Raw genomic sequence first — 14,733 nt, forward strand, 5'->3', positions numbered from 1 at the left:
GTTATGGACCGGCTGATAGCTACGCGGGTATTTGTCGAAGTGGTGGAGCGTGGCAGCCAGACTGCTGCGGCCGAAGCGCTGGAGATGTCGCGGGCGATGGTTTCGCGCTACCTCGGCGAGCTGGAAGCCTGGGTCGGCGCGCGCCTGCTGCACCGCACCACGCGCAAGCTGAGCCTGACCGGTGCCGGCGAGCAGCTGCTGGGGCAATGCCGCGAGATGCTGGCCATGGCCGATGCCATGCAGAGCGTCAGCCGTACGGATGAGGCAACGCCGCGTGGCACCTTGCGTATCGCCTGCAGCCAGTCGTTGGCCCAGGCCTGGCTGGTGCGTGCGCTGGATGATTTCACCCGGCTGTATCCGCAGGTCAGCGTCGATCTGCTGGTAGGTAGCCAGGCGGTCAATCTGGTGGAGGCGCGTATCGACCTGGCCCTGCGCATCACCAATCAGCTAGACCCCAACCTGATCGCCCGCCAGTTGGCGGTGTGCCGCTCGGTGGTGTGCGCCACCCCGGCCTATCTGGCCAAGCACGGCACGCCGCAGCGGCCCGAGGAGCTGGCGCAGCACAATTGCCTGAGTTACGCCTATTTCGGCCGTAGCATCTGGGAGTTCAACCGTGCCGGCGAGCCGCATGCCGTGGCGGTCAGCGGCAACCTCAGCGCCAATGAATCGATGGTGCTGCTGGAGGCGGTGCTGGCCAATATCGGCATCAGCCTGCAGCCGCGTTATTCGGTCAGCGCGCATATGCGCTCTGGTGCGCTGGTGCAACTGTTACCCGATTACGAGCCGCAGCAACTGGGCATCCACGCCCTCTACGGCACGCGCCGGCAAATGCCGCCGGCGCTACGGGTGTTGCTGGATTTTCTGATCGAGCGGCTGGCGGATCGGCCGGATTGGGATAGGTAGCAGGGGCTCAGAGCGTTTTGCTGAACTGTATCAACGCCACTCGCTGCCCTGCAGGATTACGCCGTTCGACCACACCACTCAGCGCATAGCCAAGCTTGGGGTAGAGCAGCAGACCGGCGCTGTTGGCGTTAAAGCACGACACCTGCATGCGTTTGGCGTGGTAATGCTCGCGCGCCAGCTGCTCCATCACCGCCACCAGATAGTGCGCCACGCCATGGCCGCGAGCCCAGGGCGCGACCATCAGGTTGCCGAGGGCGCAGTGGTCGTCGTAGTGCCATTGATAAAAGTTGGCAAAGCCCGCCACGCGGCCATCGAGCAGCGCCACGGTGCTGTCGCGGCGCTCGGCCATGGCGGCGGCCAACTGACCGATACTTAGCGGCCAGTCGGCCTTGGGGTAGCAGAAGAACAGCTCATCGGCGTTCTGCGGGAAGCCAACAATCTCGTCCAGGTCGGCCGCCGCTGCGGGGCGATGGTTGAGGTGTGGGGTCATGCAACATCCTTGTTGAGTGAGGGACGCGCGCTCAGCGTGGCGGATACTGGCCTAGCACCTCGGCCACAGTTGTGCGAATCGATGCTTCGCGCTCAGCGGGGCTGGGTTGGCGGCTGCGCAGCACCTGTTCGGCACTGCCGCGCCAGACCAGCTTGCCATCTTTGCCGTCGAACAAGTCGATCTGCAAGGTGCCGACTTGATAGTCCAGGGTGCGGGTTTCCACATAACTCGGGCCGCCCCAGAAACCGCCACTCCATGGTTCGCCCCAACCTCCACCAAATTGGGTGCTGACCTGCTGCTGGCGGTTGTCGACGATCATCCACACTTGCACTTTGAGATCGCCCGCGCTGCTCGCGGCTGCCTCGCGCAAGCCGCGCTGGTCGAGCTGTTCGCCAACGGCGGCTCGAATTCGCTGGTCGGTAAGGTCGCTGTTGATCCGTGGGTCATCGGGTTTGTATTGCACAGCCGGCTCCTGCCAGCCCCAGCTGCGGTAGGCGGCGAAATCCCGGCTGGGATCAAAGTCGCGCTCCAGCTGCGTTGTCTGGCAGGCGCTGAGGATCAACAGAAGGGGCAGTAACAGTAATGATGCACGCATGGGGCTCTCCATTAGTGTGAAGGTCGCATAGCCGCGCCCACCTTTGTCCTTCTCCCCTGGGAGGCGGCTCCCGCTCTCGAAAACGCTCCCGGCGTTTTTCCTACCTCCCCCATCCATGGGGTCGCCGGCGGGAGTGTCGCATTCGTCACATCCCTGTGGGTCAAGGTGGCGCGAAGCGCCGGATGAGGGCGGCATGACCGTTAATACAGCAATTAGCTTAGCGGATGCGCCGCCAGGGCCTGTTGTACCGCGTTGCATGCCTCCAGTGTAAATAACGTCCCACAGCTGTACGGTGCATAAAGTGCGGTAATCCGTGGGTTAGGCGCGAACCGGGATCAGGAAAACTCCACGGACTCTCAATGCGCCGTAACCCACCATGGCGGTCTACCGACAAACCGCAATGGTGGGTTACGCGGCGCTCGAATTGCGTGGAACTCCTGTAACCAGCCCAGCGCCGCTAACCCACCCTACAAAAGCGGCTGGCAACACAGTCTTGGTTCATGGTTTTTCAACGGCCTGTCAGCGTGGCCGGCATATCCAGTGTAGATAACGGCCCAGGCCGGCAAAGCTGGGGTGGCGGCGGTAGGCCAGCTCCATTTCCAGCAGGTCGAGCAGCTCGGCCTTGGCCTGGAAGGGCTGCGGCATGTAGTCGTGAAACACCCGCACGCCACTCTGGCTTTCGACCTGCCAATGAGCCTCAAGTTGCGCCGCCAGCTCGCGCGGATCAAGCGGCATCTGTGGGGTCAGGCTTTGTTTTTCTCCGGCGAACTCGGCCTTGCGCAGTTTACGAAAATGCCCCTTGAGCAGGTTGCGGTAGATCAGCGCATCCTTGTTGTAGAAGGCCAGCGACAGCCAGCCGCCGGGCGTACACAGCTGATGCAGCACCGGCAGGATGCTGTGCGGTTCGGCCAGCCATTCCAGCACCGCATGGCAGATCACCAGGTCATAGGGTTGCTCAAGCTGGCCGAGCAGCTCCTGCCAGGGCGCCTGGATAAAGGTGGCTTGCTGGCCGGCTGCTGCAAAGCGCTCGCGGGCGCCATTGATCATGGGTTCGGCAGGTTCGGTCAGGGTCACCTGATGGCCGCGTTCGGCCAGCCACAGCGACATATGGCCAAGCCCCGCGCCAATATCCAGCACCCGCAATGGGCGCTCGGGCAGGGCTTCGGCCAGGTCGGCCTGGAGCACGGCCAGGCGAATCGCGCCCTTGGCCCCGCCATAGATTTTCTCGGCAAAGCGCGTGGCCAGCTCGTCGAAGTGGCGATCCGTCATGGCGCGCCCCCAAGAAAGCGCCGCTCGTTATCGGCCAGCTTGGCGCGTACCACCTGCTGCATATCCAGGCCTAGCTCGGCGCACAGCAGCACCAGATAGAGGACGACATCGCCCACTTCCTGGCCGGCATGTTCAAGTTGTTCCGCGCTGAGTTGGTGTGACTGCGCCTCGGTCAGCCACTGGAAGATTTCCACCAGCTCGGCCATTTCCACGCTGGCCGCCATGGCCAGGTTCTTCGGGCTGTGGAATGGCTGCCAGTCGTTGTGATCACGAATGGCGTGCATGCGGGTGGTCAGTTCGGCGAGGTTCATCGGGCACTCCAGCAAAGAGCGCATAGCTTCGGGGGTTCGCCTGCACGGTGCAAGCGGCTGCCGGATGGTTACCGGCAGCCGCCCGCTTTATTTATGGCGAGATTTCAGTCGAGCGGTCGCCAGCTGCCGCTCATATGCACCAGTTCGCCCTCACCGAGCAGGCTGAACTGACCACTGCTGGCCGGTTCGCTGGCCAGTAATCGCACCTCGGCAGGCAACAGCACGGGTTTCTGAAAGCGCACACTCACTTCATAACCCGCAGCGGGCAGGCGCGTGCTCAGTTCGGCCAGGGCGCGGCCCTTGTTCCACAGGCCGTGAGCAATGGCGCGGGGAAAGCCGAACAACTTGGCGGTGGCGGCAAACAGATGGATCGGGTTGTAGTCCCCAGCGATGCGCGCATAACGCCGGCCGATATCCGCCGGTGCTTGCCAGTGCGCTAGGGTGGTTTGATCAAGCATGGCTTCGGCTGCGCGCTCGGCGGGCTGGCCGTCCAGGCGAAGGGCACGGCAGAGGATACGGCTGTCGCCCTCCCAGAGCAGGCCGAGCTGGTCGTGCAGCTGGGTGATCAGGCTGAAGGTTGCGCCCTTGTCGTGGGGTTGCAGGTCCTGCACCTGCACGCTGACGGTGAACGGGCCCAGGCCGCCGAGCGGGCGCAGCACGCGAATATGGTTTTCCAGGTGCACCAGGCCGAGCAGCGGGAAGGGAAAGCGCTTGTCGGTGAGCAGCTGCATTTGCAGGGCAAACGCCAGGATGTGCGGGTAGGGTGCGGGCAGCAGATGATCATCGGCAAAGCCGCAGATCTGCCGATAGCGCGCCAGGTGTTTGGGGTCGACCGTGACCTGACAGCGCACGCCCAGCTCGGGCAGGCTGCGGCCAGTCACGCGGCGGCGCAGTGCGGCACGTAGAAATAGCGCGGGTAGGGCAGGTGGTGCGGGCAGGTCGAGCCAGTCGATGGCCATGGGTAAACTCCTCAGAACGGTGGCAGCAGCTTAGTCGGCCAGCGCCGCCGTGCATTGGCCGCATCGCCTGGTAGCGCGGCAGGCCAGTCAATCGTTTAACAGCATGATTCACGCCTTGAGCGCATGGCCTAAAGCTGCCTAAGATGGCCGCGCCTCGCACACAATAAGAATTCCTCCACATGCGTGACCTGACTGACGACGTGGCGCTGATGCGCCCGGTGATCGACGCCTTGCGTGCCAGCGGTACCGACCCCGATCGCGTGCTGGCGCGTGTTGGCCTGCCGCCTGGTGGCTTGCCTGCCGGGCGCTTTCCCCATGCGGCCCAGGCACTGTTCTGGAAAGCCGCCATCGATGAGTGCGGCGAAGAGCATGTTGGTCTCTACCTGGCTCAGCACCTGCCGGCATTCCACGGCCTGCTGCTGGAATACCTGTTCCTCTCCAGCGAAACCTTCGGTGAAGGCCTGCGCCATGCGCTGCGCTATGTGCGCCTGCTCTCTGACACCCTGAACGCCAAGCTGGACGTGCAAGGCGAGCGCGCGGTGCTGGAGCTGGGGCTGATTCCGGGTACGCCACGGCACTTCCCGGAAATGCTCGCTGGTGCAGTGATTCGCCTGTTCGATGCATTAACCGAAGGCGATTTCACCCCCCATGAAGTGCAGTTTATGCACGTCGATGGCGCGCCGGCCGAGCGTTATCAGCAGGTCTACGGCTGCCCGGCGCAACTGGGCGGCGAGCGCTATGCGCTGATCTTCAATGCCTCGGTGCTGGACAAAACCTCACGGCATGCCGCGCCGGAACTGCTGCGCATGCACGAGTCGTTGGCGCGCCGCCAGTTGGCTGAGGTCGAGCGGCTGGACCTGGTGCGAAAAGTGCGCGAATTGATCGGCGAGTTGCTGGTCGACAGCGGCGCCACCCTGGAGCAGGTCGCCGCGCGATTGAACATGCCGGCGCGCCGCTTGCGCGAGCGCCTGGCCATGGCCGGGGTGCGCTTCAATGACCTGGTCACCGACTACCGCTGCCGTTTGGCCAAGGACCTGCTGCTCAACACCGACGAGCGCATTGAAGTGATAGTCGAGCGCACCGGCTTCTCTGAGCCGAGCACCTTCTACCGCGCCTTCAAGCGCTGGGTTGGTGAGACGCCAGTGGAGTTTCGCAAGCGCGGCAAGGGCGGCCAAGCCGAGTAGGGCGTGCGTGCCGAAGCCCAACATCTATGGGGGCTACCGTGTTGGGCTTTGTCGCAGGCTCCTCAACCCAACCTACGGTTGCTTGCCGTCCGTAGGTTGGCGCTAAGCGCAGCGAAGCCCAACGGCGGTCACTCATTTTTCAAATCAGACTGCCGCACTCACGTTTTCAGGCAGGCTACTGCGCGAAATAGGTCGTCCAGAAGTAATACAGCGTCATGCCGCTGCCCACGCTGATCACCAGCACCCGCAGGAACGTGGCCGGCAAGCGCTGACCCAGCGCGCCGCCGACATAGCCGCCCACGGTGGCACCCACCAGCAGAATTGCCAGCTCATACCAACTGACTCGGCCGGCGATGATAAAGGTCGCCGTGGCTACGCTGTAGATCACCGCCGAAATCAGGTTCTTCAGGGCGTTGGCGCGGGCCAGCGGATGGCCTTCGATGGAGAATGCCGCCAATTGCAGAATGCCCATGCCGGCGCCGAAGTAACCGCCATAGATCGACACGCCGATATGCGCGGCCAGCGACAGTGGGCCGTGCGGCGGTTGAGCGGCCTCGGCGCGGTGTGCGGCCAACCAGCGACTCAGCCAGGGGCTGGCGGCAAACAGCGCGGTGGCGGCCAGCAGCAGCCAGGGGATCAGCTTGGCAAACACCGCATCGCCGCCGACCAGCAGCAGTAGCCCGCCCAGCAGCCCGCCCGCCAGTCCGGCCACCAATAAAGGCAGCAAATAACGCCCTAGCGGTCGCAGCGAATCCCGCGCCGCCCAGGCTCCGGCAAGGCTGGCTGGCCACAGCGCCACGGCATTGGTGGCATTGGCCGTTACCGGCGGCAGGCCGGCAGCGAGCAGGGCTGGGAAGGAGAAGAAGGTGCCGCCACCGGCTAGGGCGTTCATTGCGCCGGCAGCAAAACCGGCAAGTACCAGCAGCAGTAGATCAGGTACTGACATGGGGCTTCGTTCGTTGGTGTGGAGGCGGCAGGGTAAGGCCTGTGGCCGCTTTGGCCAAGTGCGACCAAGGTCTGCTTCCTGGGCCGCTTAAGATCAGCGCTTGGGCGGTGTCGCATGAGTACGCGTCAGCAGTGTCTGTAACTCCTCCGGCACCGGCATTGGCCGCAAGGCGCTGACCCGCGCCCGCCCGGTATTGCCCAGGGGCACCCACATTCGCGAGAACAGCAGAGCGGCGATAATCCGTGGCAGCTGGCCGGCCACCTCGCGGTAATCGCCGGTCTGCCAGCCGAGCGTCAGCATCAGCCAGTGGCTCCTGGCATGTAGCAGTGGTAGGCGCTGGGTGAGGATGTGCGCCCGCTCCAGCCAGGCGAAAGCCGCCGCGCTGCTGTGCTCGCGCCTGGCTTGTTCGGCCTGCAGGAACGCCTCGGCAATCGCCTGTTGCAGTGTTATGTGCATGGTTACTCTCCTATTTCTTCAGCAGCCGCAGGCCGTTGAACACCACCAGCAGGCTGACGCCCATATCGGCAAACACCGCCATCCACATGGTGGCCTGGCCCGTCAGGGTGATGGCGAGAAACAGCGCCTTGATCCCCAGTGCCAGAACAATGTTCTGCTTGAGGATGGTCGAAGTCTGCTGCGACAGGCGGATAAAGGCCGGGATCTTGCGCAGGTCGTCATCCATCAGCGCCACATCGGCGGTTTCGATGGCCGTGTCAGTGCCTGCTGCGGCCATGGCGAAACCGATGTCCGCCTTGGCCAGCGCTGGCGCATCGTTGATGCCGTCACCGACCATGCCGACGACAACGCCGCGTGCTTGCAGCGCTTCGATGGCCTGCAGTTTGTCCACCGGTAACAGGTTGCCGCGCGCTTCGTCGATGCCCACCTGCTCGGCGATGGCGGCTGCGGTGTGCGGGTTGTCGCCGGTCAGCATGCTGGTTTTCACCCCGAGGGCATGCAGCTGTGCGATGGCCTCGCGGCTGGACGCCTTGACCGTGTCGGCCACGGCGAACAGGGCCAGCGCTTGGCTGCTATCACACAACACCACCACGCTTTTACCCTGACGTTCGAGGCGTTCGAGGGTGGCTTCCAGCTCGGCTGAGCACAGACCCAGCTCCTCCACCAGGCGGTGATTGCCCAGGTAGAACGCGTTGCCGTCGATGCTGCCTTGTACACCGCGCCCAGGTAGGGCGGCAAAGCCCTCAACCCTGTGCGTGGGCAGGCCCTGTTCGAGCGCCTGCTTGGCAATCGCCTGGGATACAGGGTGGTCCGAGCGGCTGGCCAGGCTCGCCGCGTGGCTACGGTGGCGCTCGGCATCCAGCGTCTGCAGCGGCAGGTAGTCGGTTTGCAGTGGTTTGCCATGGGTGATGGTGCCGGTCTTGTCGAGCGCCAAGAAACTCAACTTGGCGGCGCTTTCCAGGTAGACCCCGCCCTTGACCAGAATGCCTTTGCGCGCGGCGGCGGCCAGGCCGCTGACGATGGTCACCGGGGTCGAGATCACCAGGGCGCAGGGGCACGCCACCACCAGCAGCACCAGCGCACGGTAGATCCAGTCATACCAGGGCTCGCCGAACAGCAGCGGCGGTAGCAGCGCAACCGCCAGGGCCAGTAGAAACACCAGTGGGGTATAGACCTTGGCGAACTGATCGACAAAGCGCTGGGTCGGTGCGCGTGAGCCCTGCGCCTGCTCAACGGCGTGAATGATGCGTGCCAGCGTGGTATTGGCGGCGGCCGCCAGCACACGGTATTCCAGCGCGCCAGCCTGGTTGATGGTGCCGGCAAACAGCGGGTCGCCGATGGTCTTTTCCACGGGCAGGCTTTCGCCGGTGATCGGCGCCTGGTCGACGGTGGAGTCGCCGGCGAGCACTTCGCCATCCAGGCCGATGCGCTCGCCAGGCCGCACCCTGACCCGGGCACCGAGCGCGACGCTGTTGATCTCCACGTCGAGCCAGCTGCCGTCGGCCTGTTGCACGGTGGCGCGCTCGGGCGTCAGGTCCATCAGGCCACGGATTGCGTTGCGCGCGCGGTCCAGGGATTTCGCCTCTATCAGCTCGGCCACGGCAAACAGGAACATGACCATGGCCGCTTCCGGCCACTGGCCGATCAGCACGGCGCCGGTCACGGCAATGCTCATCAGCGCATTGATGTTCAGGTTGCGATTCTTCAGAGCGATCCAGCCCTTCTTGTAGGTGCCCAGGCCGCATAACACAATCGCCAGCAGCGCCATGGCGGCAACCACCCACTGCGGGGCCAGCGCGGTAAAGTGCAGTACCTCGGCGCTCAGCGCCGCCAGCCCGGACAGCGCCAGTGGCCACCAGGCTTTCTTGGGCTGCTCTTGAGCCGGCGTCGGCTCGCCGCTCAGCGGTTCGGCTTGCATGCCCAGCGCGCTGATGGCCGCTTCGATTGGCGTGGTGGAGGGCAGACGATGCCAGACGCCAAGAATACGGTTGATCAGGTTGAACTCTAAGCGCTCGACGCCGGCGAGCTTGTGCAGTCGCTCCTGAATCAGCGTCTGCTCGGTCGGGCAGTCCATCTGCGCGATGCGAAACTGGCTGAACTGGGCGCCGTCCAGCACGCCTTCGCTGGCAGGTGCAGTGTCTATTGCGTCCGCTTTGGGCGGGGGATGCTGGCCGCAGCAGTCATTCATAAAGGTATCCTCGCTACACGATGGAGTAGAGTGAACACCCTGAAGCCACTTCAGGGTCAAGCACCTGCGAGCGAGGTCGTCATGAAGATTGGAATGCTGGCCAAATTGGCCGATTGCCCCGTTGAAACGGTGCGCTACTACGAGCGCGAGGGACTGCTGCCGGCCCCGGCGCGCACTGAGGGCAACTACCGCCTGTACAGCAGTGAGCATCTGGAGCGGCTGATCTTTATTCGCAACTGCCGCACGTTGGACATGACCCTGGATGAAATCAGACGCCTGCTGGCGCTGCTGGATAGCCCCGCGCAGAACTGCGAAGGCGTCAACAGCCTGGTGGATGAACACATCCGCCATGTGCAGGCCCGCGTCACCAGCCTGCTGGCGCTGCAGCAGCAACTGATCGACCTGCGTCACCGCTGTGCATCGGAGCAAGGGGTAGAGGCCTGCGGCATCCTCCAGCAACTGAACAGCAGCGGTGGGGTCAGCGCGCTACCGGACGATGGCCACTCGCATGTGGGCAAAAGCCACCGGCACTGAAGCCCGCCCCAAGACAGTCTGCCGGGGCCGTGCCGCTGTTTCCGAGCAGCGTACAGCGCAGCACTTGGCGTACGTTGCTGGGGTGTTCGGCGAACCGGTTACCCCCCCATTTGTCCCCCACTTGAGTGGTTGGGGCAGATCAAAGGCGGTTACATAGGCTCGGGCAGTGCTTGGTATTTAAGTGGGCTTCAGGGTTCAGTTGGAAGGTATCCATTTTCTCTGGGCATAAAAAAGCCGGCTTGTGGCCGGCTTTTAGGGGGTGGTCTCAGCTTATTTTTGGTAAGCCGCGACTGCCTTGTTAATCAGGTTGCGGGCCTCGTCGGCGCCGGCCCAGCCTTCGACCTTGACCCACTTGCCCTTCTCCAGATCTTTGTAGTTCTCGAAGAAGTGCTTGATCTGCTCAATCAGCAGCGGGGGCAGGTCGGTGTATTCCTTAACGTCTTGGTACAACACGCTCAATTTGTCGTGCGGCACGGCAACCAGCTTGGCGTCGCCGCCGGCTTCGTCGCTCATCAGCAGTACGCCAACTGGGCGGGCGCGAATAACCGAGCCTGGCGCCACTGGGTACGGGGTCACGACCAACACGTCGAGGGGGTCACCGTCGTCGGCCAGGGTGTGCGGGATAAAACCGTAGTTGGCCGGGTAGAACATCGGGGTGGCCATGAAACGGTCGACCATCAGGCAATCGCTGTCGTGGTCGATTTCGTATTTGATCGGCGCGTGGTTGGCCGGGATCTCGATGGCGACGTAGATGTCGTTCGGCAGGTCTTTACCGGCTGGGATCTTGCTATAGCTCATGGGGCGACTCCCGAGGGGTGGGCCAAAAAAGTGGCGCGATTATAGGCATATTCCCCCGGCGTTGCTACGTCGGAATGCCTAGCCTTTGGTTGCGATGTGCTCGCCTTTTGGTCTATCGCGATAGTCCGGGTGGCCCTGCTGCAGTGCCTGCAGGCGAGCCAGCGGGTCCTGCCGGTAGAACAGCGCCAGCTGCGCGTACACCGCTGGGAAGGCCTCGGCGAGCAGGTCCGGGGCGCTGAAGAAGTATTCGCTGGTGACGGCGAAGAACTCCGCCGGGGTTTCCGCCGCATAAGGATCGATGGCGGTTTCGGCCTCGGGGTTGGCATCAAGCGTGGCGTTTAGCTGATCGAAGGCGCTCTGCATGGCCGTGGCCCAGTCCTGCACGGCCATGTTGCTGTGCAGCGGCGGTAGGCCGTTGGCGTCGCCGTTAAGCATGTCCAGTTTGTGCGCCAGCTCATGGATCACCAGGTTGTAGCCGTCCCACTGTCCGCTGGCCTGCACGCCGGGCCAGGCGAGGATCACCGGGCCTTGCTGCCAGGCTTCGCCGCTGTGTTCGGCGTCCCATTCGTGCACCACGCCGCTGGCGTCGCGGTGGCGCTGCGGGCTGACGAAGTCGTCCGGGTACAAGACGATTTCATGGAAGCCCTGATACCAGTTGAGGTCAGCCAAGTGCAGCAGCGGCAGCTCGGCCTGTACCGCCAGCAGCAGGCGTGCGTGGCGGTCCAGTTCGACGCCGGGCAGGGCTGTCAGGTGTTTGTGGTGCAGAAACAGCACGGCGCGTTCGCGCAGGCGTTGCTGCTCGGCGTCATTCAGGCCATCGAGGATCGGCAATTGCTGCAAGACGGCCTGCCACTGCGTGCTACTGATGGGATGGCGGGCAAGGATGCGCTGGCGACGCCAGGCGCGGAGCGACCACATGGACTCTGCTCGGACGGTGGAAAGCACCCACCATAAGCCGCAGGCCAGTGTCGGGCAAGTCGGCACAAAGGCTGCAATGGCATGCATATCCGCGACCTGGCTGCCGGGGCGCGAGAGACGACCGCTGGTGCTATTGGTGGTGCTGCAGCTGGGTGTGGGACTGTGGCTGAGCCTGCAAGGCTGAGGGGCGCTAGGCAGCGAAGCCCAACAAATCTATGTCTGTTGGGCTTCGCTGCGCTCAACGCCAACCTACTTATCTATAGGCTTACGGCGCGGTGAAGTCTTCTGTGATCGGCAGGACAAAGCTCTTGAACTCGGTGTCTTCCTTGAATCCGATGGATTCGTAGAGCTTGTGCGCCACTTCGTTGTTAACGCTGGATGCCACGCGCAGGCGCACGGCGTTGGTGTCTTTGGCCATCTGCTTGGCGGTCTGGATCAGGCGGTCGGCCACCAGCTGGCGGCGCGCGTCCTGGCAGACGTAGATGTCGTTGAGAATCCACACGCGCTTGAGCGACAGCGAGGAGAAGCTTGAATAGAGCTGGCAGAAGCCGAGAATTTTCTCTTCATCATCGGCCATGGCCAGGTAAATCACCGATTCCTTGCGGCTGATGCGCTTTTCCAGAAAGGTGCGCGTGGAGTCGGGGTAGGGCAGCTGGCCGAAGTGTTCGCGGTAATTGACGAACAGTGGCGTGAGTTGATCCAGATGCTCCAGGGTCGCTTGGACAATGCGCATGGTGAGCCTCTACTTAAAGTCATGTGGATGGCTTCGGCAACACGGCAGCGCTGCCTGCGAACGACCCCGATGCTGCCTAAAGCATTTGGAAAGTGCAATCCAAACAAGCGTTTGGTTGTAAGACCTTAGTCGTGGGGCTTATCCCAGCAAAAAGTTCTCGCGCTGCGCCCCGCCGGCTAACAACGGCACTTCGGCCTCATCCTTCAGGTTAACCCCCGACAACTGGCGGCGGCAGGCCTCGCGCATCAGGTATAGCAGGCGGTGGCTGGCCATGGCGTAGCTCAGGCCTTCCTGGCGCACGTTGGAGATGCAGTTGCGCTGCGCGTCGGTCAGGCCGACCTTGGGCGCGTAGGTGAAATACAGCCCCAGGCTATCCGGCGAACTCAGTCCCGGTCGCTCGCCGATCAGGATCACCACCATGCGCGCGCCGAGCAGTTCGGCCACTTCATCGGCCACCGCCACGCGGCCTTGGGTCACCAGGACCACGGGCGACACGCTCCAGCCTTCGGCAGCGGCCTGCTCCTCGATATGCGCCACCATGGGCAGGGCATTGCGGTGCACGGCCAGGGCTGAAAGGCCGTCGGCGATAACGATGGCCAGATCGTAGCCATCCGGGTTGTTCTCGCGGTGTTGGCCCAGCAACTCGGCGGACTCGTGGCTTAACCGCCGGCCTAGGTCCGGGCGTTGCAGGTAGGTGTCGCGGTCCTTGGCGGCGCTGTGCAGCAGCAGGCTTTGCCGATGCTGGTGGGCCAGGCCGGCGGCCAGTCCCGCGTGGTCAAACGGCAGGTGCACGGCATCGCGGGCCTGGGCATGGGCGAACTGGAAATCCAGCTGCGCGCGGGTCGGCATGCTGGTGCCTGCGCGGCCGAGGGCGATACGCGCCGGAGTGAGGTTGCGCAGTTGCTGCCAGGGATTTTCGCCGGCGTCGCTGAGTGGGCTGTCATCGTACATAGGCAATCTCCGAGAAAGTTTTGTGTAGGAGCGGGCCGTGCCCGCGATAATGATTTCGCGGGCACGGCCCGCTCCTACGGACTCAGCTGCGCCAGCGCCTGACGGAACGCCGGCGGCAGGCTGTTGCCCATGCGCGGGCGGCCGTCGGCCTGGGTGAAAATGCCCATGCGCTGCAGCCAATCTTCGAACTCGGGGGCCGGTTTCAGCCCCAGGCTTTGCCGGGCGTACAGCGCGTCGTGGAAGGAGGTGGTCTGGTAGTTGAGCATCACGTCATCGGAACCAGGAATGCCCATGATGAAGTTGATGCCGGCCACACCGAGCAAGGTCAACAGCACGTCCATATCGTCCTGATCGGCTTCGGCGTGGTTGGTGTAGCAGATGTCGCAGCCCATCGGCAGGCCCAGCAGCTTGCCGCAGAAATGGTCTTCCAGGCCGGCGCGGATGATCTGTTTGCCGTTGTAGAGGTACTCCGGGCCGATAAAACCGACCACGGTATTCACCAGAAACGGTTTGAAATGCCGCGCCACTGCATAGGCGCGGGTCTCGCAGGTCTGCTGGTCGAGGCCATGGTGGGCTCCGGCGGACAGCGCGCTGCCCTGGCCGGTTTCGAAATACATCAGGTTGTCGCCCAGGGTGCCGCGTTTCAGACTGAGGCCGGCGTCGTAGCCTTCCTGGAGAATTTTCAGGCTGACGCCAAAGCTGGCATTGGCCGCCTCGGTGCCGGCAATCGACTGGAATACCAGGTCCAGCGGCACACCACGGTTGATCGCCTCGATGGAAGTGGTGACGTGGGTTAGCACGCAGGCCTGGGTGGGGATTTCATAACGACTGATGATGCCGTCGAGCATCTTCAACATATCGCAGATCGAACTGATGCTGTCGGTAGCCGGGTTGATGCCGATCATGGCGTCGCCGTTGCCGTACAGCAGGCCATCGAGAATGCTCGCGGCAATGCCGGCCGGTTCATCGGTCGGGTGATTGGGCTGCAGGCGAGTGGACATGCGCCCGCGCAGGCCAACGGTGTTGCGAAAGCGGCTGACCACGCGGATTTTCTGCGCCACCAGCACCAGGTCCTGCACGCGCATGATCTTCGATACTGCAGCGGCCATTTCCGGTGTCAGGCCGGGGGCGAGGGCACGCAGGCTGGCTTCATCGGCGCCATCACCGAGCAGCCAGTCGCGAAAGCCGCCGACGGTGAGGTGGCTGACCGGGGCAAAGGCCGCCGCATCATGGCTGTCGATAATCAGCCGGGTGACTTCATCCGCTTCGTAGGGAATCAGTGCCTCAGTGAGGAAGTGTTTGAGCGAAATATCGGCCAGGGCCATCTGCGCCGCGACCCGTTCGCCGGCATTACTCGCCGCCACACCGGCGAGAAAGTCGCCGGAGCGTGCCGGGCTGGCCTTGGCCATCACCTCGGCGAGGCTGTCGAAACGGTAGGTTTCACCGCCTACCGTATGCTGAAAACTGGACATTGCGTGTCTCCCAAACGCGACGTTGG

The 14,733-nt window shown here is 63.6% G+C and carries 17 protein-coding genes; 4 read left to right on the top strand and 13 right to left on the bottom strand.

Translation table 11 applies throughout. The annotated features are described in order from the left end of the window. Nucleotides 1-3 precede the first annotated feature (3 nt). The gene (locus AC0T4W_RS02890) at nucleotides 4-903 is read left to right on the top strand and encodes a LysR family transcriptional regulator (RefSeq protein WP_476315818.1); all 900 of its coding nucleotides are present in this window, start codon (nucleotides 4-6) and stop codon (nucleotides 901-903) included. A gap of 7 nt (nucleotides 904-910) precedes the next feature. Here AC0T4W_RS02890 and AC0T4W_RS02895 read toward each other — a convergent pair whose 3' ends face one another. The 5 genes from AC0T4W_RS02895 to AC0T4W_RS02915 all read right to left on the bottom strand — a co-directional run bounded on the left by AC0T4W_RS02895 (nucleotide 911) and on the right by AC0T4W_RS02915 (nucleotide 4,527). Beyond that, entirely contained in the window at nucleotides 911-1,393 is a 483-nt protein-coding gene (locus AC0T4W_RS02895) for an N-acetyltransferase family protein (RefSeq protein WP_476315820.1), read from the bottom strand. Between the two features lie 31 nt (nucleotides 1,394-1,424). After that, nucleotides 1,425-1,988: a DUF4136 domain-containing protein gene (locus AC0T4W_RS02900; protein WP_476315823.1), complete on the bottom strand. Its 564-nt coding sequence runs from the start codon at nucleotides 1,986-1,988 to the stop codon at nucleotides 1,425-1,427. A gap of 519 nt (nucleotides 1,989-2,507) precedes the next feature. Further along, nucleotides 2,508-3,257, bottom strand: coding sequence for a methyltransferase (locus tag AC0T4W_RS02905; RefSeq protein ID WP_476315825.1), 750 nt, complete (start codon nucleotides 3,255-3,257; stop codon nucleotides 2,508-2,510). Next, the gene (locus AC0T4W_RS02910; protein ID WP_476315828.1) at nucleotides 3,254-3,568 is read right to left on the bottom strand and encodes a nucleotide pyrophosphohydrolase; all 315 of its coding nucleotides are present in this window, start codon (nucleotides 3,566-3,568) and stop codon (nucleotides 3,254-3,256) included. The genes AC0T4W_RS02905 and AC0T4W_RS02910 overlap by 4 nt, the downstream gene beginning before the upstream one ends. Nucleotides 3,569-3,672: 104 nt before the next feature. Next, nucleotides 3,673-4,527: a MaoC family dehydratase gene (locus AC0T4W_RS02915; protein ID WP_476315830.1), complete on the bottom strand. Its 855-nt coding sequence runs from the start codon at nucleotides 4,525-4,527 to the stop codon at nucleotides 3,673-3,675. Between the two features lie 179 nt (nucleotides 4,528-4,706). Here AC0T4W_RS02915 and AC0T4W_RS02920 point away from each other — a divergent pair, with 179 nt between their 5' ends. Beyond that, nucleotides 4,707-5,711, top strand: coding sequence for an AraC family transcriptional regulator (locus AC0T4W_RS02920; RefSeq protein ID WP_476315833.1), 1,005 nt, complete (start codon nucleotides 4,707-4,709; stop codon nucleotides 5,709-5,711). Between the two features lie 175 nt (nucleotides 5,712-5,886). Here AC0T4W_RS02920 and AC0T4W_RS02925 read toward each other — a convergent pair whose 3' ends face one another. From AC0T4W_RS02925 to AC0T4W_RS02935, 3 genes are all read right to left on the bottom strand, one after another. Beyond that, nucleotides 5,887-6,657, bottom strand: a complete 771-nt coding sequence (locus tag AC0T4W_RS02925; RefSeq protein WP_476315836.1) for a sulfite exporter TauE/SafE family protein — start codon at nucleotides 6,655-6,657, stop codon at nucleotides 5,887-5,889. A gap of 93 nt (nucleotides 6,658-6,750) precedes the next feature. Then, on the bottom strand, nucleotides 6,751-7,113 hold the full coding sequence (locus AC0T4W_RS02930; RefSeq protein ID WP_476315839.1) for a DUF3703 domain-containing protein: 363 nt from the start codon (nucleotides 7,111-7,113) through the stop codon (nucleotides 6,751-6,753). Nucleotides 7,114-7,123: 10 nt separating this feature from the next. Then, complete coding sequence (locus AC0T4W_RS02935) at nucleotides 7,124-9,187, bottom strand: heavy metal translocating P-type ATPase (RefSeq protein WP_476316078.1); 2,064 nt, start codon at nucleotides 9,185-9,187, stop codon at nucleotides 7,124-7,126. Between the two features lie 195 nt (nucleotides 9,188-9,382). Between AC0T4W_RS02935 and cadR the strand changes: the two genes are divergently transcribed. Next, nucleotides 9,383-9,835, top strand: a complete 453-nt coding sequence (gene cadR / locus AC0T4W_RS02940) for a Cd(II)/Pb(II)-responsive transcriptional regulator (RefSeq protein ID WP_476315842.1) — start codon at nucleotides 9,383-9,385, stop codon at nucleotides 9,833-9,835. A 270-nt stretch (nucleotides 9,836-10,105) separates the two neighbouring features. Here cadR and ppa read toward each other — a convergent pair whose 3' ends face one another. Both ppa and AC0T4W_RS02950 read right to left on the bottom strand, forming a co-directional pair. After that, nucleotides 10,106-10,633 (bottom strand): inorganic diphosphatase, encoded by a 528-nt coding sequence (gene ppa / locus AC0T4W_RS02945; RefSeq protein ID WP_476315845.1) that lies wholly within the window; start codon nucleotides 10,631-10,633, stop codon nucleotides 10,106-10,108. Between the two features lie 78 nt (nucleotides 10,634-10,711). Continuing rightward, nucleotides 10,712-11,551 (bottom strand): M90 family metallopeptidase, encoded by an 840-nt coding sequence (locus AC0T4W_RS02950; RefSeq protein ID WP_476315848.1) that lies wholly within the window; start codon nucleotides 11,549-11,551, stop codon nucleotides 10,712-10,714. On the opposite strand from AC0T4W_RS02950, the gene AC0T4W_RS02955 reads away from it, so the two are divergent. Beyond that, on the top strand, nucleotides 11,550-11,735 hold the full coding sequence (locus AC0T4W_RS02955) for a hypothetical protein (RefSeq protein ID WP_476315851.1): 186 nt from the start codon (nucleotides 11,550-11,552) through the stop codon (nucleotides 11,733-11,735). The two genes, AC0T4W_RS02950 and AC0T4W_RS02955, sit on opposite strands and share 2 nt — an antisense overlap. A gap of 81 nt (nucleotides 11,736-11,816) precedes the next feature. Here AC0T4W_RS02955 and AC0T4W_RS02960 read toward each other — a convergent pair whose 3' ends face one another. The 3 genes from AC0T4W_RS02960 to AC0T4W_RS02970 all read right to left on the bottom strand — a co-directional run bounded on the left by AC0T4W_RS02960 (nucleotide 11,817) and on the right by AC0T4W_RS02970 (nucleotide 14,707). Next, entirely contained in the window at nucleotides 11,817-12,284 is a 468-nt protein-coding gene (locus AC0T4W_RS02960; RefSeq protein WP_476315854.1) for a GNAT family N-acetyltransferase, read from the bottom strand. A 138-nt stretch (nucleotides 12,285-12,422) separates the two neighbouring features. Continuing rightward, the gene (gene eutC, locus AC0T4W_RS02965) at nucleotides 12,423-13,235 is read right to left on the bottom strand and encodes an ethanolamine ammonia-lyase subunit EutC (protein ID WP_476315857.1); all 813 of its coding nucleotides are present in this window, start codon (nucleotides 13,233-13,235) and stop codon (nucleotides 12,423-12,425) included. Nucleotides 13,236-13,309: 74 nt separating this feature from the next. Continuing rightward, entirely contained in the window at nucleotides 13,310-14,707 is a 1,398-nt protein-coding gene (locus AC0T4W_RS02970) for an ethanolamine ammonia-lyase subunit EutB (RefSeq protein WP_476315860.1), read from the bottom strand. Nucleotides 14,708-14,733: the final 26 nt, after the last annotated feature.

The sequence above is a fragment of the Pseudomonas sp. C7.1 genome (assembly GCF_056312395.1).